Genomic DNA, 23,146 nt, shown 5'->3' with positions numbered 1-23,146 from the left:
CAGATGCCTTACAGCCCCATCGACTTGGCGATGATGGACTTCATGACCTCGCTGGTGCCGCCGTAGATGCGGTTCACGCGGTTGTCGGCGTACAGGCGGGCGATCGGGTACTCGTTCATGTAGCCGTAACCGCCGTGCAGCTGGAGGCACTTGTCGATGACGCGGTGGGCGACCTCGGTGCAGAACAGCTTCGCGGAGGCGGCCTCGGCCGCGGTCAGCTCGCCGGCGTCCAGGGCTTCCAGCGCGCGGTCGGCGACCGCCTCGGCGGCGTCCACCTCGGCCTGGCAGGCGGCCAGTTCGAACTTGGTGTTCTGGAAGTGCGCGACCGGCTTGCCGAAGACGGTGCGCTCGGTGACGTACTGCTGGGCGAACCGGATGGCCGCCTTGGCCTGCGCGTAGGCGCCGAAGGCGATGCCCCAGCGCTCGGACGGCAGGTTGGCGCCGAGGTAGTAGAAGCCCTTGTTCTCCTCGCCGAGCAGGTCCTCGACCGGGACCTTCACGTCGACGAACGCCAGCTCGGCGGTGTCGGAGGTGCGCAGGCCGAGCTTGTCCAGCTTGCGGCCGATGGAGTAGCCCTCGGACTTGGTGTCCACGGCGAAGAGGGAGATGCCGAAGCGGCGGTCGTCCTCGCGCGGGGCGGAGGTGCGGGCGCAGACGATCACGCGGTCGGCGTGGACACCGCCGGTGATGAAGGTCTTGGCGCCGTTGAGGACGTAGTGGGTGCCGTCCTCGGAGAGCTTGGCGGTGGTCTTCATGCCCGCGACGTCGGAGCCGGTGCCCGGCTCGGTCATCGCCAGGGCCCACATCTCCTCGCCGGAGACGAACTTCGGGAGGTAACGCTTCTTCTGCTCGTCGTCGGCGAGCATCTTGATGTAGGGGAGGGCGAGCAGCACGTGCACGCCGGAACCGCCGAAGTTCACGCCCGCGCGCGAGGTCTCCTCGTACAGCACGGCCTCGAACTTGTGCGTGTCCAGGCCCGCGCCGCCGAACTCCTCGGGGACGTTGATGCCGAAGACGCCCAGCTCGCCGAGCTTGTAGTAGAAGTCGCGCGGCGCCTGACCGGCCTGGAACCACTCGTCGTAGACCGGGACGACCTCGGCCTCGATGAAGGCGCGGATGGTCTCGCGGAACGCCTCGTGGTCCTCGTTGAAAACGGTACGGCGCACGGCCGGCTCCCTTCGGTCGCGGCGGTACGCCGCTCATGCCTAAGCGCTTGCTCAGATTAAGTTACCGGCGAGTTGTCCCGCCTGTCCAGAGCGGGTGGCCGAACCGTGCGGGGCGACCGGGCGCCGTCAGCGCGCCGATGCGCCCGCGTCATCGGCCGGCGCCTCGTGCGTGAGGTGCAGTCCGGCCCGCAGGACGGCGTCCAGGGCGACCGCCGTCGCGTCGGCCGGCGCGGCCACGGTCCGCACCGCTTCCTCGGGACCGGCCGGGGCGCCCGGTGCCCGCTCCCGCCCGGCCGCCCGGGTCTCCAGCTCCCGCGTGAGGAGCAGCGGCGCGGGCGCGGTCCGCGCGGCCGGCAGCGGGCGGGGGCGCACGGTGTCCGCCGCCCCTGCCGGAGGCCGCCGGGGCGGCAGGAGCAGGGTGCGGCCCGTCCTGCGCTCCAGGGTGGCGGACAACTCGTGCGGGCGGTGCCGCCAGGGTGAAGAGGTCGGCGGCGGGACCGGCGTCCGCCGGCTGCCCGCCGACCGCGGCCAGGGCGGCGGCCCGCTCCCTGCGCACGCGCAGCCCGGTGCGGTACGCGTCCGGGCCGGCGGGGACCCGGGCGCCGGCGTCGTGCAGATCACCAGGGCGGTGATCAGCACCTGCTGGTCGGGGGAGCCCCCCTGGTCCAGCAGGTACATCCCGGCGCAGCCACACACCAGCACGACCGGGAACGACATCGCCCCGGTCGGCAGCCGGTGCAGGACGGGCGCGCTCAGCAGCACCCCCACGGCCACCGCCGGCAGCCGTTCCAGGGCCGGCCGGGCGCGGCGAACACGTCCCCGCGCAGGATCAGGACGGCCGGCAGCGCCGCGGGCACCGGGTCCGCGCTCGTACCGAGCCGCACGCACGCGTACCAGGGCACCGCGGCGCGCACCACCAGCCGGGCGGCGGCGCGACACGCTCACGGAGGGCGCGCCGGCCGTCAGCCGCCCGGCCGGGCCCCGCTCCCCGGGTCCGGACCGGGCCCGCCCGCCGGGGGCTCCTCCCGGCGCAGTGCGAACCACAGCTCCATCCGGATGTCGGGGTCGTCCAGGTCCCGCCCCAGCAGCTCCGCGCAGCGGGCCACGCGCTGGCGGACCGTGTTGCGGTGCACCCCCAGGGCGGCGGCGCTGCGGTCCCAACCGCCGTGGTGCGCCAGCCAGCCGCGCAGGGTGTCCCGCAGGACGGGGGAGAGCGGCGCCAGCAGCGCCGCCGCGTGCGCCCGGGCCTCCGCCTCGCCGACCAGCCCCGCGAAGCCGGGGGCGGCGTGCCAGGCCAGCGGGGTCCGGGCCGCCTCCGCGCGCTCCAGGGCCCGCCGGGCCTGCGCGTCGGCGGCGGGCAGCGCATCGGGCGCGGCCGGGGCGCTCACCCCGAGGCGCCAGCCCGGCCGCGGATCCGGCTCCCTCTCGGCGAGCAGGCGTACGGGGTCCCCGCGCGGGTCCAGCAGTACGGTGCCCAGCGCCGCCGCCAGGGCCTGCGGGTCGCCGGAGCCGCGGGCGTGCACCACGTACCAGGGTCCGGGGGCCAGGGCCGTGGAGGGGTCCCCGTCGAGGAGCAGCCGGGTCAGGGCCGCGGCCTCCGTCCCGGCCGGGCGGTGCGCGGTGAGCAGGGTCAGCAGGACCGCGGCGACGGAGGCGATGGTGTGGTCGCCGGGGGCGCGGGAGGGGGCCGCGAGGACGAGCACCCGGCCTACGCCCACGGCGTAGGCGGCCAGGTGCAGCCCGCCCGCGGTGTCCGTGGCGGTCGCCGCGGAACCGGGGGCCACCCGGCGGGCCAGTCCCGCTGCCGCCGCGAGCACCGCCTCCCCGGGGGCGGGCCCGGCGGCGGCCTGCACGGGCGGGCGCGCGGAAGCGGCCCCGGGCGCCGGCCCCGACCCCGGTGCCGGCCCCGCTGCCGGCCCCGGCCCCGGTGGCGGTGCCGCAGCCGGGGCGCCCGCAGCCGGGGCGTCTGCCGGGCCCCCCGGCGCGGGGGCGGGCGGTGCGGGAGCCCCCGCCGCCGGAGCGGGCACCGGGGCCGCGGCTTCGGCCGCCGCGGGGAGCAGCGCCGCCCAGCCGCCGAGGCTCGCCGCGAGGCGGGACAGCACCGCCGGGACCGGATCGGGGCGGGCGGCCGCCGCCGCGAGGGACTGCTGGGCCTCGGTGACCCGGCGCAGCTCCCGCGTACGGGCCCCCGCCATCAGCCGCCAGACCGCCCGGGCCACGGCGGTGAAGGGGGTGCCGGGCGGGATCTCCAGCAAGGGCAGCCCGTACCGGTCGCAGGCCTCGGCGAGGCCAGGCGGCACCGCCTCGTGCACGGGCGCCACGCCGAAGCCGAGCGCCGCCACCCCGGCCCCGCACAGCCGGGCGACGTACGCCTCGGCATCCGCCCCGGCCAGCTCCGCCCCGGCCGTCAGCAGCAGCTCACCGCCCAGCAGGTACGGGGACGGATCCGCCATCTCGGAGGCGTGCACCCCGTGCACGTCGGCCCCGGCGGGCCCCGCGAGGTGGCGCAGCCCCAGCTCCCGGTCCGGCAGCAGCGCGCCGAGCGGAACCGGCGGGGTGAGCGGGGCCTCCATGGCTACTCCGTACACATCGGGGAAGGTCGATGGATGAAACGTACACTTCGCGCACCCGGGGCACCCGCTTACGCTCGAAGGACCGCACCGCAGGACCACCAGAAGGGCACCCCCCATGAGCACGCAGCCGCGCGGACCCGTCGACTCCTCCCGCATCCCGCGCTACGCGGGCCCGGCGACCTTCGCCCGGCTGCCGCGCCTGGACGAGGTCGGCTCCGCCGACGTCGCCGTCGTGGGCGTGCCCTTCGACTCCGGCGTCTCCTACCGCCCCGGCGCCCGTTTCGGCGGCAACGCCATCCGCGAGGCCTCCCGCCTGCTGCGCCCGTACAACCCCGCGCAGGACGCCTCCCCCTTCGCCCTCGCGCAGGTCGCGGACGCCGGTGACATCGCCGTGAACCCCTTCAACATCAACGAGGCCGTCGAGACGGTCGAGGCCGCCGCCGACGAGCTGCTCGGCAACGGCTCCCGCCTGATGACCCTCGGCGGCGACCACACCATCGCCCTGCCGCTGCTGCGCTCGGTCGCCAAGAAGCACGGCCCGGTCGCCCTGCTGCACTTCGACGCCCACCTGGACACCTGGGACACCTACTTCGGCGCCGAGTACACCCACGGCACCCCGTTCCGCCGCGCCGTCGAGGAGGGCATCCTCGACACCGAGGCGCTCTCCCACGTCGGCACCCGCGGCCCGCTCTACGGCAAGCAGGACCTGGACGACGACGCCAAGATGGGCTTCGGCATCGTCACCTCCGCGGACGTCTACCGGCGCGGCGCCGACGAGGTCGCGGACCAGCTGCGCCAGCGCATCGGCGACCGCCCGCTGTACATCTCCATCGACATCGACGTCCTGGACCCGGCCCACGCGCCCGGCACCGGCACCCCCGAGGCCGGCGGCATGACCTCCCGCGAGCTGCTGGAGATCATCCGCGGTCTGTCCTCCTGCAACCTCGTTTCCGCCGACGTGGTCGAGGTCGCCCCGGCGTACGATCACGCCGAGATCACCTCGGTCGCGGCCTCGCACACCGCGTACGAGCTCACCACGATCATGAGCCGCCAGATCGCGGCGGCGAAGGCGAAGGGCAACTGAGCACTGTGACGCACGACCACGACCTGGTACTCCGTCCCACCGAGGCCCAGACGGCGGCCGCCCTCGCGCCGCCGCCGGGCCGCACGGGCGGGGACCTGGTCGTGGAGACGCTGCGCTCGCTCGGCGCGACCACCGTCTTCGGCCTGCCCGGCCAGCACGCGCTCGGCGTGTTCGACGCCGTCGGCCGCTCCGACCTGCGGCTCATCGGCCTCCGTACGGAGAACAACGCCGGTTTCGCCGCCGACGCGTACGGCCGCATCACCGGCGAGGCCGTGCCCCTGCTGCTGTCGACCGGCCCGGGCGCCCTGATGGCCCTGCCGGCCCTGGCCGAGGCGGCGGCCGCCTCCGCCCCGGTCCTCGCCATCGCCTCCCAGGTCCCGGTCGCGGGCCTGGGCGGTGGCCGCCGCGGCCATCTGCACGAGCTGCGCGACCAGGCGGCCTCCTTCCGGGACGTGGTCAAGTCCGTGCACGTGGCCCGCACCCCCTCCCAGATCCCCTCCGTCGTCGCCGAGGCCTGGGAGTCGGCCCTGACCGCCCCGCACGGCCCCGTCTGGGTGGAGATCCCCGAGGACGTCCTGCGCGCCGAGACCTTCATCCCGCAGGTCACCGGCATGGACGCGACCCCGCACGAGTTGGCTCCGCGCCCGGAGCTGACGGCGGTGGCCGCGCACTGGCTGGCGAAGGCCGCGCGCCCGGTGATCGTCGCGGGCGGCGGGGTCGTCCGCTCCGACGCCGCGGGCAAGCTCCGGCAGCTCGCCGAACGGCTGAACGCGCCCGTGGTCACCACCTTCGGCGGCAAGGGCGCCTTCCCCTGGACCCACCCGCTCTCCCTCCAGTCCTGGCTGGAGGACCGCCACATGACCGACTTCCTGGAGGACGCCGACGTCCTGCTGGTCGTCGGCTCCGGCCTGGGCGAGCTGTCCTCGAACTACCACACCTTCTTCCCCACCGGCCGGGTCGTCCAGATCGAGGCCGACCTCGGCAAGCTGGAGTCCAACCACCCGGGCCTGGGCATCCACGCCGACGCCCGTCTGGCGCTCCAGGCCCTGCTGGAGACGGTCCCCGAACGCGAGGACCCGTACGCCCCCGACCGGGTGAAGATGGTCCTGTCCGCGGTCGCGGAGCGGCTGGCCGGCCAGGACGTGGGCCTGGAGCAGCAGCTCCTGACCTCGATCCGCGCGGCCCTGCCCGCCCGCTCCCCGTCCTTCTGGGACATGACGATCCTGTCCTACTGGGCGTGGTCGGCCTTCGACGCGAAGCACCCCAACACCATGCACTCGGCCCAGGGCGCGGGCGGCCTCGGCTACGCCTTCCCGGCGGCCCTCGGCGCGTGCGTCGCGGAACCGGGCACCCCGGTCCTCGCGGTCTCCGGCGACGGCGGCGCGATGTACTCCGTCGCGGAGCTGGCCACGGCCCGCCAGCACGACCTGGACGTCACCTGGCTGATCGTGGACGACGGCGGCTACGGCATCCTGCGCGCGTACATGACGGACTCCTTCGGCCGCGCCACGGGCACGGAACTCGCCCGCCCCGACTTCGTCGCGCTGGCCGAGTCCTTCGGCGTCCCGGCGGCCACCACCACCCCCCAGTCGCTGAAGGACGACCTGAAGCGGGCCCTCGCCGCTCCCGGGCCCTCGGTGCTGGTACTTCCGGCCACCCTCAGGATGTTCGCCCCCACGCACGTTTAGGGCCCGCCCGTGCGCCCCTCGTAGGGTGGCTGCGGTCAGGTCCGGCTTCGTCCGTAGGGGGAGCAGTGTCGTTCGAGCAGGAGTGGGCCCAGCAGAAGCAGGCCACGGCCGAGGGCCCGTCGCCGCAGATGCGGCTCAACCAGGTCCCCGCCGAACCCGGCGCCGGCGGTACGGGCGTCCTGGCGACGGCCCCGCCGCAGAAGAAGAAGGCCGCCAACACCATCGAGAACGTCCTGGAACCCGGCACGGTCAAGGCCGCCGACGCCGCCGACGAGTCGATCCGGGGGGCCGTCAAGGCCTTCACCGGCTGGGAGACGGCGACGGGCCTGACGAAGGCCCACACCCACTGGGACGACCAGGTCAAGCGCCTGATGGGGCGGCTCAGCTCGGAGAAGACGGCCCTGCGCGGGGCCTCGAACCTGTTCACCGGCAACGACCAGCTGACGGGGCGCAGCTTCCAGCCGGTGCAGTCCAAGGTCGCGGGAATGTAGGGGAGACGGACATGCCGACGTACCAAGAGATCATGCAGACGGACCTCTCCGCGCTCACCACGGCCGCCGAGGGCTGGAAGTCGATGGCGGCGAAGTTCAAGACGCTCGAAGACGTCTACGAGAAGGAGGTCCAGAGCGTCTCCACGGGCAACGGCTGGCTGGGCAGCAGCGCGCAGACCGCGAGCAGCAACTCCGCCATCACGCGCGGGGAGTTCGACGCGGCCCAGAAGGAGGCTCTGGCCATGGAGTCGCTCCTGCGCGATGCGCACGCCCAGTTCACGAACCTCAAGGGACGCGTGACCTCCGCCGTCGCGGACGCCGTCAAGGCCGGCATGAAGGTCTCGGAATCCGGCACCGCGAGCTACGACTTCAGCAAGGCCGACCCGGCCTCCGTGAACGCGATCCGCCACGACCCCGACCTCCCGGAGGTCGAGCGGTCCTGGACGCGCCGGATCGCGGAGACGGTCAAGGCGGTCACCGAGTTCGACCAGGACGTCAAGACGGCCCTGCTGAACGCCTCCGGGGCCGACGGAACCTCCGTGTTCGGCTTCAACTCCAAGCCCGTGGACGACGTCGAGGCCGTCGAGGCGCTCGCCCTCACGTCGAAGATCCGCTCGGGCGACGCCTCCCCGGAGGAGCTGCAGCACTACAACGACCTCCTCAAGCAGAACTCCGGGGACAAGCACTTCAGCGAGGCGTACCTGCACGCGCTGGGCGCGAAGGACACCCTGCACCTCGCCGACCAGATGAACCTGGCGGCCCACGACCGCGGTGCCTCCGCAGCCGAGAAGAAGCTCTACGAGTCGATCAATTCCGGCCTCGCCGGGACGATCGCCTCCGGCACGAAGGACCCGGACGGCTACGCCTACAAGCCCTTCATGGCCGGCCTCAAGGCCGAGGGCCCGGAGCTGGTCGCCAAGGGCCTGCGCCCGACGTACGGCTACCAGTCGCTCCTGACCCTGATGCGCCACGGCGACGGCTACGGCAAGCAGTTCCTCAACGACGTCGGCAACGGCATCATCGAGGCCGAGAAGTCGAAGCCGCACATGTACGACCACGCCTACGACTCCCAGCGCCCCACCCTGGTCTCCGACCCGCTGGACGGCCTGCTCGGCATCATGGCCAAGGACCCGGACGCTGCGACGTACTTCCTCGACCCCGAGGCGCCGGGCAACAAGAACGACCACCTGAAGTACGTGCTCGGCGACCGCGACATGCCGGACCCGTGGATCTCGACCGGCTACGGCCCGCCGATCGAGATGCACGGCGACAGGACGGCCGGCCTCGGCGCCGCCCTCCAGGCGGCGGCCACCGGCCACACGGACGGCGAGAAGCTGGGCCCGCCCGGCCCCCACACCGAGGGTCAGGCCCGCGTGATGCACCAGGCGATCCGCCTCCTCGACGACGAGATGGGCGGCGACGAGTTCCCGAAGGACCTGGAGGGCCTGCGCCAGCCGATGGCGAAGGCGCTGGTCGACTACGTCGAGGACACGCACGACATCCTCGGCGGCAAGAACACCGACCTGGGCGCCGTCGAGGGCAGAGACTCCATCCACGGTTCGGGCGACAAGGCCCAGATCGCGGTCGGGCAGGGCAGCCTGATCCGTGTGATGCGCGGGATCGCGGACGACGGCCCCTCCTACGCCCTGATGGTCGAGGCGGAGCGGGCGTACTCGGCGGAGCAGCTCGCGACCGCCGCCCCCTACAAGGCCGACTCCCCGCACGCGGTCAGTGCTGACTGGGACAACCGCGGGCACGACATCGGGGTGGCTGCCGGCGCCCTCAACGGCATCGGTGCCGACGTCTACAAGGACAAGGAAGACGACAAGGTCCAGTGGGCGGAAGGCACGGCCGAGTACTCGGCTGCCGGCGCGAACGGACTCATCGGTGAGATCCCGGTCGTGGGCACGGTCGGAGGCGCGTTGATCGACGCGGCCAAGTACGACTGGGTCGAGGGCGTCAAGGACGCGGCCGAGGAGCAGAGCAAGAAGGAGTCCAGCACCAATTACGCGTCAGGTGTGCAGGGGACCAACATGTTGTTCGACGCATGGAGGGACCAGCGGCAGATCGACGACAACGACCCGGCGGCCGTACACGCCCAGAACGAAGCGAACAACGCCTACTCGACCGGAAGGGAGGCCGCCCGTGCGCACCTCCGACCCTGACGTGCTCAAAGCCGTCGTACGGTCGACGACCGCGTTCGTCTGTGTGCTGGTCCTGGCATCGTGCACCTCGGGCGGCTCCCGAACGGAGACCGCGAACCCGTGCGGGATCAGTCCGTCTTCGGAGGAGGAAGCGCTCGTGCGCGAAGTCCTCGGTACGGAGGACTTCGCGACGAAGGCCTACGGCGACACGGGCTGGCTGGTGGACAAGATGGAGCGCGCGTTGCCGGTGATGCGTCCCGAGAAGCACAGCTTCTACACGAACGCCTGCGGGTACAGCGTGAAGGACGAGCAACGTGACGTCCGTATGACCTTCCTGGCCGGGTGGTTCGTCCGGACCTCCGCGGTGCCTTCCTTCCCCGACGATGTCTCCTACTCGCTGAACGGTGCGCGCGGCACAGCGAGCGGCGACCGCACGACGCTGCTCGTCCAGTGCGACATGCCTGGTGAACTCAGGGCGCAGTCGCAGAACGTGTGGCTCACCGCGGACACCTCGTTCACCTCCAGCCCCTCCCGGACGGTCGCGGACCAGGCGGCCAAGGACCGGCGGATGACCCTGACCTACCTCATGGCCCGCCGCGTCACCGAGGCCCTCGGCTGCGAGAACGAGCCGCTCGCGCAGCCTCCGGTGGTGAAGCCCCTGCCCGCGGCGTAGCCGGCCGTACTCCAGAGCCCCGGGATACCCCGAGGGGGCACCGTAGCCGGTGCCGCCTCGGGGTCAGGGCCGACCGGGTGAAGAGGGGCCGCCTCCGGTCGCGGACCGGCGCGTAAACCCGTTCGATGGTTGCGCCGGGATGAAATCCGCCGGTCGGCGCGTTGGGGGAGGCGGCAGGACTGGACGAACGGGGAGGCACCACGTGGCGGCGGCGCAGACAGCGGCTGGGGAGAAACAGGGCTGGGTCCGGAGGCTCGCCGCCTATACCTGGCGGTACAAGCTGAACGTCCTGCTCGCACTGGGCTCCTCGCTGGGCGGCATGGCCGTCATGGCCCTCGTACCGCTCGTCACCAAGGTCATCATCGACGACGTCATCGGCGACCGGACCAAGCCCATGGGGCCGTGGGCCGGGATGCTCATAGGCGCCGCCCTCCTCGTCTACGTGCTCACGTACATACGCAGGTACTACGGCGGGCGCCTCGCCCTCGACGTGCAGCACGACCTGCGTTCCGACATGTACGACACCATCGCCCGGCTCGACGGGCGCCGGCAGGACGAGCTGTCCACCGGGCAGGTCGTCGGACGGGCGACCAGCGACCTCCAGCTGATCCAGGGCCTGCTCTTCATGCTGCCGATGACCATCGGCAACTTCGCGCTCTTCGGGATATCCCTGGGCATCATGCTGTGGCTGTCGCCGCTGCTGACGGTCGTCGCCCTGCTCATGGCCCCCGCCCTCTGGTTCATCGCCAAGCGCAGCCGCAAGCGGCTCTTCCCCGCCACCTGGTACGCCCAGAGCCAGGCCGCCGCCGTCGCGGGCGTCGTCGACGGCGCCGTGACCGGGGTCCGCGTCGTCAAGGGCTTCGGGCAGGAGGAGCAGGAGACCGGCAAGCTGCGCGCCGCCGGCCGCCGGCTGTTCGCCGGGCGGATGCGGTCCATCCGCCTCAACTCGCGCTACACCCCCGCGCTCCAGGCCGTGCCCGCCCTCGGGCAGGTCGCGATCCTGGCCCTCGGCGGCTGGATGGCCACCCGCGGGCAGGTCACCCTCGGTACCTTCGTCGCCTTCTCCACCTACCTCGCCCAGCTCGTCGGACCCGTGCGCATGCTCGCCATGGTCCTCACCGTCGCGCAGCAGGCCCGCGCGGGCGTCGAGCGGGTCGTCGAGCTCATCGACACCGCGCCCGCCATCGAGGAGGGCACGCACACCCTGCCCGCCGACGCGCCCGCCACCGTCGAGTTCGACGGGGTCGGCTTCGGCTACGACCCCGCGCGGCCGGTCCTCGACGGGTTCTCGCTGTCCGTCGCGGCAGGCGAGACCGTCGCCGTGGTCGGCGCCTCCGGCAGCGGCAAGTCCACCCTCTCGCTGCTCCTGCCGCGCTTCTACGACGCCGACCAAGGCGCCGTCCGCGTCGGCGGGCACGACGTCCGCGAACTGACCTACGCTTCGCTGCGCGCCGCCATCGGGCTGGTCCCCGAGGACTCCTTCCTCTTCTCCGACACCATCCGCGCGAACATCGCCTACGGACACCCCGGTGCGACCGACGCCCAGATCGAGGCCGCCGCCCGCGCCGCCCAGGCGGAGGGCTTCATCCGGGCCCTGCCCGCCGGGTACGACACCGAGGTCGGCGAGCAGGGGCTCACCCTCTCCGGCGGCCAGCGCCAGCGCCTCGCGCTCGCCCGTGCCCTGCTCACCGACCCGCGGCTGCTGCTCCTCGACGACGCCACCTCCGCCGTCGACGCCCGCGTGGAGCACGAGATCCACGAGGCGCTGCGGGCCGTCATGGCGGGCCGGACCACCATCCTCATCGCCCACCGCCGCTCCACGCTCGCCCTGGCCGACCGGATCGCCGTACTCGACCGCGGGCGGCTCGCCGACATCGGCACCCACGAGGAGCTGGAGCGCCGCTCCGCGCTGTACCGCAGGCTGCTCACCGACCCCGACGCCCTCGGGGTCGCCTCGCCGCGTTCCCCCGAGGCGCCGGCGATGGAGGCGTTCGAACGGGACGTCGCGGGCAAGCGCGCCCAGGACTTCGAGCGGGACATCGAACTCGAAGCCGAGATCGACTCCGAGCCGGTCAACGCCAAGCGCAGGGTCGCCGGCGGGATCACCCCCGAGCTGTGGCGGCGTCAGGACGAGCCCGCAGGCGCCGCCGGTCCCGGTGCTCCCGCCACCGCCCCGGCCGGGGGCGTCGCCCCCGGCCCCGGGCACTCCATGGCCGGAGCCGTCGCCGGGATGCCCGCCAGCCCCGAACTGCTCGCGCAGGTGGCCGCGCTGCCGCCCGCCGACGACGCGCCCGGGGTCGACGAGACCCGGGCCGCGGCCGCCGAGGAGAGCTACGGCCTGCGCCGGCTGCTCGGCGGCTTCTGGACGCCGCTCGCCATCAGTCTGGCCCTCGTCGCCGCCGACGCGGGCACCGGGCTGCTCCTGCCGATCCTGATCCGGTACGGCATCGACCAGGGCGTGGAGCAGGCCGCCCTCGGCGCCGTGTGGGTGGCGGCCGCCGTCGCCCTCGCCGTCGTCGCCGGGCAGTGGGCCGCGCAGTTCGCCGAGACCCGGATGACGGGCCGTACGGGCGAGCGCGTGCTCTACGCGCTCCGCGTCAAGATCTTCGCCCAGCTCCAGCGGCTCGGACTCGACTACTACGAGCGCGAGCTGACCGGCAAGATCATGACCCGGATGACCACCGACGTGGACGCCCTGTCCACCTTCCTGCAGACCGGACTGGTCACCGCCGTCGTCTCCGTCTTCACCTTCTTCGGCATCCTCGTCGCGCTGCTCGTCCTCGACGTCGAACTCGCGCTGATCGTCTTCGCCACCCTGCCGGTGCTGGTGCTCGGCACGATCGTGTTCCGCCGCAAGTCCGTCGCCGCCTACGAACTCGCCCGCGACCGGGTCAGCCTCGTCAACGCCGACCTCCAGGAGTCCGTCGCCGGGCTCCGCATCGTGCAGGCCTTCCGCCGGGAGCGCTCGGGCGCCGCCCGCTTCGCGGAGCGCAGCGACTCCTACCGCCAGGCCCGCGTCCGCGGCCAGTGGCTGATCTCGGTCTACTTCCCCTTCGTCCAGCTGCTCTCCTCGGGAGCCGCGGCCGCCGTGCTGATCGTCGGCGCGGGCCGGGTGGAGGCCGGCACCCTCACCACCGGTGCGCTGGTCGCCTACCTGCTCTACATCGACCTGTTCTTCGCCCCCGTGCAGCAGCTCTCCCAGGTCTTCGACGGCTACCAGCAGGCCACCGTCTCCCTCGGCCGCATCCAGGACCTGCTGCGCGAGCCCACCACCCCGCGGCCCGCCGCCCCGCGCGCGGTGGCGGAGCTGCGCGGTGAGATCGCCTTCGAGGACGTCCGCTTCCAGTACGGCACCGCCGAGCAGCGCGGCGAGAAGGGCGAGGCGCTCGCCGGCATCAGCCTGCGGATACCCGCAGGGCAGACCGTCGCCTTCGTCGGCGAAACCGGCGCCGGCAAGTCCACGCTGGTCAAGATGGTGGCCCGGTTCTACGACCCGACCTCCGGCCGGGTCACCGCGGACGGCGCCGACCTGCGGGAGCTGGACCTGACGGCGTACCGCCACCGTCTGGGAGTCGTCCCCCAGGAGTCCTTCCTCTTCCCGGGGACCGTCCGCGACGCCATCGCCTACGGACGGCCCGCGGCGAGCGACGCCGAGGTGGAGGCCGCCGCCCGCGCGGTGGGCGCCCACGACATGATCGCCACCCTCGACGGCGGGTACCTGCACACCGTCGCCGAGCGCGGCCGCAACCTCTCCGCCGGGCAGCGCCAGCTGATCGCGCTCGCCCGCGCCGAACTCGTCGACCCGGACGTGCTGCTCCTCGACGAGGCCACCGCGGCCCTCGACCTGGCCACCGAGGCCCAGGTCAACCAGGCCACCGACCGGCTGGCGGGCAAGCGGACCACGCTGGTGGTCGCCCACCGGCTGACCACCGCGGCCCGCGCCGACCGGGTCGTCGTCATGGACCGCGGCCAGGTCGTCGAGGACGGCACCCACACCGAACTCCTGGCCCGCGGCGGCCGGTACGCCGAGCTGTGGCGGACCTTCGCCGGGGAGGACGAGCGGGCCGCGGCCTGACGGGAGCGGCGGCGGGGCGGGCTTGCGGGCCGCCGCCCCGCCCTCCCGCCGCCGCTCCCCGGTCCCCGGCCCTTCGGTCAGAGCTCGCCGAAGAGCAGGTTGCCCGGGGCGTCCTCGTCGGTGCCCGTGTAGTACTCGCGGACGGCGGTGAGGAGTTCGTCCACGGACAGGGTGCCGTCCCCGTCCGCGTCGATCCGCTTGAAGAACGCCTCCGTGTCGGCGGTGCCCAGCTTCGTGTCGAAGGCCTCCTGGGCCTTGTGGAACTCCTCCTGGCTGATCCGCCCGTCGCCGTCGGTGTCCACGACCGTCAGGAAGGCCTTCACCATCGGCCGGAAGGACCGGTCGTAGGCCGGGCCGCCGTCCGCGTAGAGCCGCGTCATGCCCTGCTTGTACTCCTCCGGGGTGACCTTGCCGTCCCGGTCGAGGTCCAGCTCGGTGAAGAGCTCCTGCCAGAAGTCGACGAGCCCGGCCATCACCTGGGTGGCCTTCGGCGAGGTGGCGGGCTCCGCCAGCGCCGACAGCAGCCGGGACCCGAGGGCGATGATGTCGTGCTCGTCGATGACCCCGCTCCCGTCGGCGTCCAGGTGCGTGAAGGCGCGCTCCAGCTTGCGGTCGAGCAGGTCGGTCGTCATGAGAGTGGCCTTTCGAGACTACGGTGAGCAGGCTTGCGATCACCTAGCGTAATCTCCTGGGTGATCGTGAACTCCCGTTCTCCCGCTAGGAAGTTGTGGATGCACTCTTACGAGGTATGGGTGGCCGGCGCGCAGGAGCCAGGAGCGCGTTGGGTCTACTGGCCGAGGGTCGGTCAACTGCTGCGCGAGCCGTACGCCGTCCTCGGGCTCAAGGCGCGCCTGGAACGCGGCGAGGACCTGCCGTACGACGACCGCCTCCTCGCCGGGCGCGTCGCCCTGTCCTCCCCGGAGCAGGGCCTGCGCGCCCTCGCGGCCGCCCGCGCCGCCCAGCCCGGCTGGGCGCGGTTCCCGCTGGAGGAGCGGCTGGAACTGCTGCACGGCGTCCACCGGGCCGTCACCGGGCGGTACGAGGAGCTGTCCGCGCTGCTCGTCGCCGAGGGGCACCCGGTACGGCTGGCCGCCTGGGAGCTGGCCTCGGTGGCCTGCGCCTTCCACCCGGACTCCGTCGCCGATTTCGCCGCCCGGCTGCGGGAGCCCGAGCGGACCGTGGCCGGCCGCCGGATCCGCAAGGTGCGCAAGGCGGACGGGGTGGTGTGCCTGAGCCCGCCGCGCAACGCCCCGACCTCGAACTCCTTCTACGGCGTGATGGCGCTGGCCGCCGGGAACAGCCTCGTCGTCAACGCGCCGCCGACCGCCCCGCTCGGCGTCAGCTTCGTCTACCGGGAGATCGTGGCCCCGCTCCTGGAGCGCCTGGGGGCCCCGCCCGGCACCCTGAGCGTCCTGTCGACGCACGCCCGGGCCGTGCTCCGGCAGTGGCTGGACAGTCCGGACTGCGACGACATCGTCTTCTTCGGGGGTTCGGAGCAGGGCCTGAAGCTGGAACGGGAGTGCGTCGGCGCGGGTAAGAAGCCCGTACTGGAGCTCTCCGGGAACGACGGGGTGGTGGTCTGGCACGACGCCGAGACCGATCTGGCGGCGCGGGCGCTGTGTGAGCGGTACTACGGCTCCGGGCAGATCTGCATGACGCCGAAGTTCGCGGTCGTGCACCCGGCGGTGGCCGACCGGCTGCTGAAGGAGGTCACCGAGCGGGTCCGCGGCATCCGGCCCGGCCCGCCGGAGGACCCGGAGACCGTGCTGAGCCCGGTGGTCAAGCGGGCGGAGTTCAGCGCGTTCCTCCGCGAGGTCCTGGAGGCCGGCGGGGAGCTGCTGTGCGGCGGGGAGTTCGTGGACGTGGACGACGTCCCTGCGGGAGCCGGGCCCTTCATCCGCCCGGCGGTCGTCCGGGTCGACGGGCTGGCCGCCGCCGCCCGGCTGCGCGCGTTCCGGGAGGAGACCTTCTTCCCGCTGCTGTGCGTGGTCGTCCCCGAGCCGCCCGCCCCGCTCGACGAGATCATCGGGTTCCTGAACGGCAACCGCTACGGGCTGCGCAACTCCCTGTGGACGCAGGACGAACAGGTCGTCGAGCGGTTCTGCGCGGAGGTGTCCAACGGCGGCATGCTCAAGGTCAACGACTCCCACATCGGCTGCCTGCCCGTGCTCCCGTGCAACGGCGGTACGGGCGCCACCGGCGGCCTCTTCGGGGAGGCCAACGAGCCCGCCGTGCGGACCACGCACCTCCAGTCCCTCGTGGTCGCCACCGGTCTGCTGCCGCGCGAGGCGGTCTTCGACCACCGGACGGCCGCCCTCTGATCCTTGCCCGCTGCAACCTTCGGGGAGGTACGGGCGTCGTACCTGGGTGCGTTCGTCGTACGTACGGCTGATCGGGGGACAGGGTGTTGCAGGGGAGGAAGGGGCCCGGCCGAACCGCCGTGGCCGTGGGGGTGTTCGGGGCGGCGCTGTGGCTGGGCGCCGGCGGGCTGTTCCCGGCGCCGCCCGCGCAGGCCGCGACGGGGGGCTGCGCGGGGCGGCTGGCCAGGACCCTGCCGTTCGCGACGGGTGAGGTGCGGGTCTACAAGAGCCGCACCCAGGCCTGCGCCGTGACGGTGGCCCGCGGGCCGGGGGAGCGGCGGCACATGACGGTGAGCATCCAGCCGCGCGGCGGGGTCCCCGTACGCGACTCCGGGCGGTTCACCCGTTATGTCGGGCCTGTCGCCGTCGGCGCTATCAGCCGGTGTGTGTATGTAAAGGGGGGAGTGGGCGGCGGATCGGCTGATTCCGGCTGGATCCTGTGCTGACGGAGCGGCCCAACTGGGTCTGTTCAGCGCCACGTTGGCCCCGCTAGGTTCACGGCGACCGAAGTGAACTCAAGGGGAGGGTGCATGCGCAAGACGCTCGGATGGCTGCTGTCGCTCATGGTGCTGATCGGCACCATGGGTGCGGCCGGCTCCACGGCACAGGCGGCCACCGCCGCAGGGCCGGCGGCCGCGACGGACATCAAGGACCAGATCCTGGGCATCCCCGGGATGAGTTTGATCGAGGAGAAGCCGTACCCCGGCTACCGCTTCTTCGTACTGAACTACGAGCAGCCGGTCGACCACCGGCAGCCGTGGAAGGGCACCTTCCAGCAGCGCCTGACCCTGCTGCACAAGGACGTCTCGCGGCCGACGGTCTTCTTCACCTCCGGCTACAACGTCAACACCAACCCGCGCCGCAGTGAGCCGACGACCATCGTCGACGGCAACCAGGTGTCCATGGAGTATCGATTCTTCACGCCCTCCCGGCCCGACCCGGCCAACTGGGCCCACCTGGACATCTGGCAGGCCGCCAGCGACCAGCACCGCATCTTCACCGCCCTGAAGAAGATCTACGCCAAGAAGTGGCTGGCCACCGGCGGCAGCAAGGGCGGCATGACGGCCACGTACTACGAGCGCTTCTACCCGCGCGACATGGACGGCGTCGTCGCCTACGTCGCGCCCAACGACATCGCCAACGGCGAGGACTCGGCCTACGACCGGTTCTTCGCCAAGGTCGGCACCAAGGAGTGCCGCGACAAGCTGAACGCGGTGCAGCGCGAGGCGCTCGTACGCCGCGAGCCGCTGGAGGCCAAGTACGCGGCCGCCGCCGCCGAGAACGGCTGGACCTTCACCACCGTCGGGGACCTCGACCGGGCCTACGAGGCCGTCGTCCTCGACTACGTGTGGGCCTTCTGGCAGTACAGCCTGCTCGCCGACTGCGCCTCCGTCCCGGCCGCCGCGACCGCGAGCGACCAGGAGATCTGGGACACGATCGACGCGATCTCCGGCTTCTCCGCCTACTCCGACCAGGGCCTGGAGACCTACACCCCGTACTACTACCAGGCGGGCACCCAGCTCGGCTCCCCGGACATCAAGCAGCCGCACCTCAAGGGCCTCAGCCGCTACGGCTACCAGCCGCCGCGCAACTTCGTGCCCCGCGACATCCCCATGACCTTCCAGCCGGGAGCCATGAAGGACGTCGACACCTGGGTGCGCAACAACGCCCACCAGATGCTGTTCGTGAACGGGCAGAACGACCCGTGGAGCGCCGAACCGTTCCGCCTCGGCTACGGGGTGCGCGACAGCTACGTGATGACCGCGCCGGGCGCCAACCACGGGGCGAACGTCGCCAAGCTGCTCGACGGCGAGCGGGCCCTCGCCACCGCGAAGATCCTCCAGTGGGCCGGGGTCGCCCCGGCCGCCGCCCTCGCCGACGCGGGGAAGGCGGCGCCGCTGGCCGCGCCCGACGCCCGGCTCGACCAGCCCGACCCGGAGCGGGAGCCGCAGCTGCGGCCGTGACCGGCCCCCGCCGGGCCGCGGGCTAGTACGTCAGCCCGTGGCCCAGCGGGTAGCGGCCCGGGACCGGGACCGGCAGGCGGCCGGAGGGCCGCACCGCCCCGGTCAGCACCCGGGCCGCCGCCCGCATCTCCACGTCCGTCCACGCGTACGTCGCCAGCTCGGCCGCACACCGCGGCAGCCGCGCGGGGTCGTACGGGTTGCGGACCGCCACCACGACCACCGGCACCCCGGTGGCCAGGAGGTCCGTGACCAGCGTGCGCTGCGCACCCTCCCCCTCGGGCACGTTGTACGTGCACACCAGGACCGCCGCGTGGCCGGGCGCCCCGGCCACCGCGCGGGCCGGGGGCGCCGCCGTGGCCCGGCAGCCCAGGGCGGTCAGCTCCCGGGCCAGTACGGCCGTAGGGGGTCCCGTCGTACCGCTGGGGGAGACCGGGTCGGTCCCGGTGACCAGCAGCCGGGGGGCGGCCGTCGCGTCCAGCGGGAGCAGTCCCACCGGGTTCGCCAGCAGGGTGGTCGTACCGGCCGCGATCGCGTCGGCCGCCGCCAGGTGCTCCGGGATGCCCACCACCCGGTCCACCCGCTCCGCGGTGGGCGGCTCCTCCTCGAACAGGCCCCGGCGGGCCTTCAGTTCCAGGATCCGCAGCACCGACTCCTCGATCCGCTCCTCCGTCAGCTCGCCCGCCTCGACGGCGGCCAGCACGCTGCGGTGCGCGAGCCCCAGGTCCGGCGGGTTCAGCAGCTGGTCGCAGCCCGCCTTCAGCGCCAGCACCGGAACCCGGTCGTCCCCGTACTTCTGGCGGACCCCGGCCATGTCGAGGGCGTCGGTGACCACCACCCCCCGGAACCCCAGGCGTTCGCGCAGGATGCCGGTGACGATCGGCCGGGAGAGGGTCGCCGGGTCCCCGGAGGGGTCCAGGGCCGGGAAGACGATGTGCGCCGTCATGACGGCGTCCACGCCCGCCTCCACCGCCGCCCGGAAGGGCGGCTCGTCCAGCTCCTCCCAGACCGCGCGGGTGTGCCGCATGACGGGCAGGCCGACGTGGCTGTCGGTCTCGGTGTCCCCGTGGCCCGGGAAGTGCTTGGCGGTCGCCGCCACCCCGGCGCCCTGGTAGCCGCGGACCTGGGCGGCGACGAGCGCGGCCACCGCGTGCGGGTCCGAACCGAAGGACCGTACGCCGATGACCGGATTGGCCGGATTGACATTGACGTCGGCCACGGGGGCGTAGTCCTGCCGGATGCCCATGGCGGCCAGTTCGGCCCCCGCGATGCGCGCCGCCCGGCGGGCCTCCCCGGTGGAACCGGCCGCGCCGTGCAGCGCGCCCAGGGCCATCGCCCCGGGGAACAGGGTGGCGGGCCGGCCGATCCGGGCGATGATCCCGTGCTCCTGGTCGGTGGAGAGCAGCAGCGGGACGCGCGCGCCCGTGGCCCGGGCGGCCTCCTGGAGTCCGGCCGAGAGTCCGGCGATCTGGTGCGGGTCACGAATGTTGTGCGCCCAGGCGAAGTAGATGATCCCGCCCAGGTGGTAGCGGGACACCAGCTCGGCACCGGTGCGCACCCCGAAGAGCTCCAGGTTCTTGTCGGCGTCCGCCGGATCGGGATCGGCCGCCGAATGGCCGTACACCCGGGAGACGAAGAGCTGGCCGACCTTCTCGGCCAGGCTCATCCCCTCCACCAGGCGGCGCAGCCCCGCCCGGTCGGGACGGCTGCCCGGGGACCCGGCGGGGTCGCCGCCGGGGTTGCGCGAGTCGTCGGGGGCGGGGCTGTTCCCCACGGTGGCGGAGACGACCCCGGCGGCCGTGACGGCGGCCATGGCGGCCACGGCGAGCAGGGTCCGGCGGGAGGCTTCGTACGGCACGCGCCGGACCCTACGCCGGGCCGGGGCCCGGGGCGTCAGGGACACTCGGGAGGTCCCCCGGACGTGGGCCGGGACGGCTCCGGCCGGGCGGCCCAGTGCTCCTGAAGGGCCCGCACCGCTTCCGTGATCGCGGGGCGGCGGGCCGCGCCCGTCCGCCACAGGGCGTACAGCCGCCGTACGGGGCCCGGTTCCAGCCGGACGGCCACCGCTCCGGGCGGCAGCGCTCCGGTGCCCAGCCGGGGGACGACCGCCACGCCGAGCCCGGCCGCGACCAGGGCGACGATCGTGTGGTTCTCCTCGGCCACGTGCGCGATGTCGGGTTCGAGACCGGCCGTGCGCAGGGTCCGCACCAGCCAGTCGTGGCAGACCCGGCCGGGCGGCTGGCACACCCACCGCTGCCCGCCGAGATCGGCCCGGCGCACGGCCCGCCGGGCCGTGAAGGGATGCCCGGCCGGGACCACCAGGTCGCACCGGTCGTCCCCGATCACCGCCTGCTCGACCCCCTCGGGTGCCGGCAGGGGCGCGATGTCCCAGTCGTGGGCCACCGCCAGATCGGTGACGCCCCGGGCCACCAGGTCCACGGACAGGTGGGGGTCGACCTCCGTGAGGCGTACGTCCAGCGCCGGATGACGGCGGGCCAGGCCGGCCAGCACCTCCGGGAGCAGCCCGCGCGCTGCCGAGGCGAAGGCGGCCACCGTCAGCAGCCCGCTCGGCTGTCCGCGCCGCTCCTCCAGGGTGGTCTCGGCGCGCTCGACGATGGCCAGCAGCTCCTGGGCCGCGCCCGCCAGGTGCCGGGCCTCCTCGGTCAGCGCGACGCCCCGGCCCCGCCGCTCCAGCAGGGTGGTCCGGGTCTCCCGCTCCAGCTTGGCGATCTGCTGGGAGACCGCGGAGGGGGTGTAGCCGAGGGCGGCCGCCGCGCCCGCGACCGATCCGTGGACGGAGACGGCGTGCAGGGCGCGCAGCCGGGAGAGATCGAGCACGGATCCATCGTGGCACCCGCCCCACCCGGTAGCAACGCTTCATCCATCCCGGAGAGATCCGTGCTGGTGCTACACGATCGGGGCGTCGATGCTCGGAGCATGCGTCCCGTACACACCGCACTCGCCGTACTCGTCGCCGCCGTCTGGGGCTTCAACTTCGTCGTCATCGAGATCGGACTCGGCCACTTCCCGCCGCTGCTGCTGTCGGCCCTGCGCTTCCTCGTCGCGGCCCTGCCCGCGGTCTTCCTCGTCGGGCGCCCCAAGGTCGCCTGGAAGTGGATCCTCGGGGTGGGGGCGGTCCTCGGCATCGCCAAGTTCGGACTCCTCTTCACGGGCATGGACGCCGGGATGCCGGCCGGTCTGTCCTCCCTGGTGCTCCAGGTGCAGGCCGTCTTCACCGCCCTCCTCGCGGCGCTGCTGCTGCGCGAACGGCCCGGCCGGCTCCGGGTGCTCGGCATGGGGGTCGCACTCGCGGGCATCGCCGTGGCCGCGGCGGACGGGGGCACGTCCGGACCCGTGCTCGGCTTCGCCCTGGTCGTCGGGGCCGCGGCCTGCTGGGGCGTCTCCAGCGTCCTGACCCGCAGGGCCGCCCCGCCCGACGCGCTGAACTTCATGGTGTGGGTGTCCACGGTCCCGGTGCTGCCGCTGCTCGCGCTCTCGCTGCTGCTGGAGGGGCCCGAGCGGGACCTGGCCGCGCTGCGCGCCCTGGACGGGGCCGGCCTCGCCGTCATCGGCTACGTCGCCTGGGTCTCCACCGTGTTCGGCTTCGGCGCCTGGGGGTACCTGCTGCGCCGCTACCCGGCCTCCGCCGTGGCCCCGTTCTCGCTGCTGGTGCCGGTGTTCGGGATGTCCTCGGCGGCGCTGGTCCTGGGGGAAGCGGTCTCGGGCACGCGCTGGCTGGCGGCGCTGCTCCTGGTCGGCGGGGTGGCGCTCACCTCGCTGGGGGGTGTCCCGCGGCGCGTCCCGGACCGTACGGGGCCCGGTGCGGGCGTCAGCGCGGGAAGTCCTGCTGGAGCGGCAGCCGCCAGTCCTGCGCCGTGAGGGCGGCGCCGTACGAGCGGCGGGGGCGCTCGGCGACCAGGGTGAAGCCCGCCCGCAGGTACAGGGAACGGGCCTCGTGCAGCGCCTCGTCCGTCCACAGCACCAGTTCGCGGTAGCCCACCGAACGGGCGAAGGCGACGACCGCACCGACCAGGCGCGTACCGACGCCCCGGCCCCGTTCGGCCGGGTCGACTAGGAGGAGCCGCAGCCGGGCGGTGCCGGGAGCCCCGCCCTCGCGCACGCACATCACCGAGCCGACCGGGCGGCCGTCCGCCTCGGCGATCCAGACCCGTTCCAGATACGGGTCGTGGTCCTCGGCGAAATCGGCGACGACCCGGGCCACCAGGCCCTCGAACTCGGCGTTCCAGCCGTACGCGGCGGCGTAGAGCGCGCCGTGCCGCTGCACGATCCAGCCCAGGTCGCCGGGCTCGGGATCGCGCAGCCGCACCGATGCTGCCTCGGGCGTGTCCATGGCGCCCGAGGATAGGCGCTACTTCCTGCCACCGCCCAGGATCTGGCCGAGCAGGTCGCCCAGGCCGCCGCCCGCCCTGGCCGGGCCGCCCGCGGCCGGGCCGCCCGCGGCCGGGGCGCCGGCACCCTTGCCGGCGGCGGCGCGCCTGGCGAAGACCGCCAGCAGGACGGGGATCAGCATCTCGATGACGCGGCTGATGGTGGGGGCGGGAATGCCGGTCTTCTTCGACACCGCGCCGGCCACGGGCTTGGCCAGCTTCGCGAGCACCCCGGCCATCATCCCGCCGCTGAGCATCCCCCCGACGCCGCCGAGCGTGGCCACGCCCTGCAGCGGCGGCTCGGTGACCTCCGCGAACGCCTGGCGCACCGCCACGCCGTCGTCGTCGTCGGCACCGGCCTTCTGCTGGAGGTCGCCGGTCATGGCGCCGACCGTCTGCGCGACGGTCGCGCGGGCGCCGTCGGTGTCCGTGCCGAGCAGGCCCGCGATCTCGGTCAGCTTGTCGTCGCCGAGCTCGCCCAGCACGTCGTCCTGGAATGAAGATTCGCTCATGTCCGAAACGCTACTTCCGTGCCGATTCGCC

16 protein-coding genes and 1 pseudogene are annotated in these 23,146 nt (G+C 73.6%); 9 read left to right on the top strand and 8 right to left on the bottom strand.

The window, feature by feature from the left end:
• Positions 1-8: 8 nt before the first annotated feature.
• The 3 genes from ACFWUZ_RS13170 to ACFWUZ_RS13160 form a co-directional block, all read right to left on the bottom strand.
• Positions 9-1,166: an acyl-CoA dehydrogenase family protein gene (locus tag ACFWUZ_RS13170; protein ID WP_384371426.1), complete on the bottom strand. Its 1,158-nt coding sequence runs from the start codon at positions 1,164-1,166 to the stop codon at positions 9-11.
• 126 nt (positions 1,167-1,292) lie between these two features.
• Positions 1,293-2,054: a hypothetical protein gene (locus ACFWUZ_RS13165; RefSeq protein ID WP_384371424.1), complete on the bottom strand. Its 762-nt coding sequence runs from the start codon at positions 2,052-2,054 to the stop codon at positions 1,293-1,295.
• 74 nt (positions 2,055-2,128) lie between these two features.
• Positions 2,129-3,739 carry a PucR family transcriptional regulator gene (locus ACFWUZ_RS13160; protein WP_384371422.1) on the bottom strand — a complete coding sequence of 537 codons (1,611 nt, stop codon included), beginning with the start codon at positions 3,737-3,739 and terminating at the stop codon, positions 2,129-2,131.
• A gap of 115 nt (positions 3,740-3,854) precedes the next feature.
• Between ACFWUZ_RS13160 and speB the strand changes: the two genes are divergently transcribed.
• The 6 genes from speB to ACFWUZ_RS13130 all read left to right on the top strand — a co-directional run bounded on the left by speB (position 3,855) and on the right by ACFWUZ_RS13130 (position 13,894).
• Positions 3,855-4,823 (top strand): agmatinase, encoded by a 969-nt coding sequence (gene speB / locus ACFWUZ_RS13155; protein WP_384371420.1) that lies wholly within the window; start codon positions 3,855-3,857, stop codon positions 4,821-4,823.
• A 5-nt stretch (positions 4,824-4,828) separates the two neighbouring features.
• Positions 4,829-6,511 carry a thiamine pyrophosphate-binding protein gene (locus tag ACFWUZ_RS13150; RefSeq protein ID WP_384371418.1) on the top strand — a complete coding sequence of 561 codons (1,683 nt, stop codon included), beginning with the start codon at positions 4,829-4,831 and terminating at the stop codon, positions 6,509-6,511.
• A 65-nt stretch (positions 6,512-6,576) separates the two neighbouring features.
• Complete coding sequence (locus ACFWUZ_RS13145; RefSeq protein WP_384371416.1) at positions 6,577-7,002, top strand: hypothetical protein; 426 nt, start codon at positions 6,577-6,579, stop codon at positions 7,000-7,002.
• A gap of 11 nt (positions 7,003-7,013) precedes the next feature.
• Positions 7,014-9,167: a hypothetical protein gene (locus tag ACFWUZ_RS13140; protein ID WP_384371414.1), complete on the top strand. Its 2,154-nt coding sequence runs from the start codon at positions 7,014-7,016 to the stop codon at positions 9,165-9,167.
• The gene (locus ACFWUZ_RS13135) at positions 9,148-9,819 is read left to right on the top strand and encodes a hypothetical protein (RefSeq protein ID WP_384371412.1); all 672 of its coding nucleotides are present in this window, start codon (positions 9,148-9,150) and stop codon (positions 9,817-9,819) included. Before ACFWUZ_RS13140 ends, ACFWUZ_RS13135 begins: the two co-directional genes overlap by 20 nt.
• A gap of 202 nt (positions 9,820-10,021) precedes the next feature.
• Complete coding sequence (locus ACFWUZ_RS13130) at positions 10,022-13,894, top strand: ABC transporter ATP-binding protein (RefSeq protein ID WP_384371410.1); 3,873 nt, start codon at positions 10,022-10,024, stop codon at positions 13,892-13,894.
• A 77-nt stretch (positions 13,895-13,971) separates the two neighbouring features.
• Here ACFWUZ_RS13130 and ACFWUZ_RS13125 read toward each other — a convergent pair whose 3' ends face one another.
• Positions 13,972-14,526 carry an EF-hand domain-containing protein gene (locus ACFWUZ_RS13125; protein ID WP_384371408.1) on the bottom strand — a complete coding sequence of 185 codons (555 nt, stop codon included), beginning with the start codon at positions 14,524-14,526 and terminating at the stop codon, positions 13,972-13,974.
• Between the two features lie 99 nt (positions 14,527-14,625).
• On the opposite strand from ACFWUZ_RS13125, the gene ACFWUZ_RS13120 reads away from it, so the two are divergent.
• Positions 14,626-16,215 (top strand): aldehyde dehydrogenase family protein, encoded by a 1,590-nt coding sequence (locus ACFWUZ_RS13120; RefSeq protein ID WP_384371406.1) that lies wholly within the window; start codon positions 14,626-14,628, stop codon positions 16,213-16,215.
• A gap of 569 nt (positions 16,216-16,784) precedes the next feature.
• Positions 16,785-18,218: a S28 family serine protease gene (locus tag ACFWUZ_RS13115; RefSeq protein ID WP_384371404.1), complete on the top strand. Its 1,434-nt coding sequence runs from the start codon at positions 16,785-16,787 to the stop codon at positions 18,216-18,218.
• A 22-nt stretch (positions 18,219-18,240) separates the two neighbouring features.
• On the opposite strand, the gene ACFWUZ_RS13110 is transcribed toward ACFWUZ_RS13115, so the two are convergent.
• Together ACFWUZ_RS13110 and ACFWUZ_RS13105 are read right to left on the bottom strand one after the other, a co-directional pair.
• Entirely contained in the window at positions 18,241-20,028 is a 1,788-nt protein-coding gene (locus tag ACFWUZ_RS13110; protein ID WP_384371773.1) for a glycoside hydrolase family 3 protein, read from the bottom strand.
• Positions 20,029-20,108: 80 nt separating this feature from the next.
• Positions 20,109-21,053, bottom strand: a complete 945-nt coding sequence (locus tag ACFWUZ_RS13105) for a LysR family transcriptional regulator (RefSeq protein WP_384371402.1) — start codon at positions 21,051-21,053, stop codon at positions 20,109-20,111.
• Positions 21,054-21,152: 99 nt separating this feature from the next.
• Here ACFWUZ_RS13105 and ACFWUZ_RS13100 point away from each other — a divergent pair, with 99 nt between their 5' ends.
• The gene (locus tag ACFWUZ_RS13100; RefSeq protein ID WP_384371400.1) at positions 21,153-22,094 is read left to right on the top strand and encodes an EamA family transporter; all 942 of its coding nucleotides are present in this window, start codon (positions 21,153-21,155) and stop codon (positions 22,092-22,094) included.
• Here ACFWUZ_RS13100 and ACFWUZ_RS13095 read toward each other — a convergent pair.
• Together ACFWUZ_RS13095 and ACFWUZ_RS13090 are read right to left on the bottom strand one after the other, a co-directional pair.
• A pseudogene (locus tag ACFWUZ_RS13095) lies at positions 22,045-22,542 on the bottom strand (GNAT family N-acetyltransferase); the annotation flags it as partial. The gene ACFWUZ_RS13100 and the pseudogene ACFWUZ_RS13095 overlap by 50 nt on opposite strands.
• Before the next feature lie 42 nt (positions 22,543-22,584).
• Positions 22,585-23,115, bottom strand: a complete 531-nt coding sequence (locus ACFWUZ_RS13090) for a DUF937 domain-containing protein (protein WP_384371398.1) — start codon at positions 23,113-23,115, stop codon at positions 22,585-22,587.
• Positions 23,116-23,146: the final 31 nt, after the last annotated feature.

Source organism: Streptomyces sp. NPDC058646 (assembly GCF_042716875.1).
In the GTDB taxonomy this organism is placed as follows: domain Bacteria; phylum Actinomycetota; class Actinomycetes; order Streptomycetales; family Streptomycetaceae; genus Streptomyces.
This window is presented reverse-complemented; position numbering and strand designations above follow the sequence as displayed.

Bases quoted from the DNA above. Each gene is read 5' to 3' on its own strand.
- ACFWUZ_RS13125 (WP_384371408.1), bottom strand. From the start codon at position 14,526: ATGACGACCGACCTGCTCGACCGCAAGCTGGAGCGCGCCTTCACGCAC.
- ACFWUZ_RS13100 (WP_384371400.1), top strand. From the start codon at position 21,153: ATGCGTCCCGTACACACCGCACTCGCCGTACTCGTCGCCGCCGTCTGG.
- speB (WP_384371420.1), top strand. From the start codon at position 3,855: ATGAGCACGCAGCCGCGCGGACCCGTCGACTCCTCCCGCATCCCGCGC.
- ACFWUZ_RS13115 (WP_384371404.1), top strand. From the start codon at position 16,785: ATGCGCAAGACGCTCGGATGGCTGCTGTCGCTCATGGTGCTGATCGGC.
- ACFWUZ_RS13140 (WP_384371414.1), top strand. From the start codon at position 7,014: ATGCCGACGTACCAAGAGATCATGCAGACGGACCTCTCCGCGCTCACC.
- ACFWUZ_RS13090 (WP_384371398.1), bottom strand. From the start codon at position 23,115: ATGAGCGAATCTTCATTCCAGGACGACGTGCTGGGCGAGCTCGGCGAC.
- ACFWUZ_RS13120 (WP_384371406.1), top strand. From the start codon at position 14,626: ATGCACTCTTACGAGGTATGGGTGGCCGGCGCGCAGGAGCCAGGAGCG.
- ACFWUZ_RS13160 (WP_384371422.1), bottom strand. From the start codon at position 3,739: ATGGAGGCCCCGCTCACCCCGCCGGTTCCGCTCGGCGCGCTGCTGCCG.
- ACFWUZ_RS13110 (WP_384371773.1), bottom strand. From the start codon at position 20,028: ATGGCCGCCGTCACGGCCGCCGGGGTCGTCTCCGCCACCGTGGGGAAC.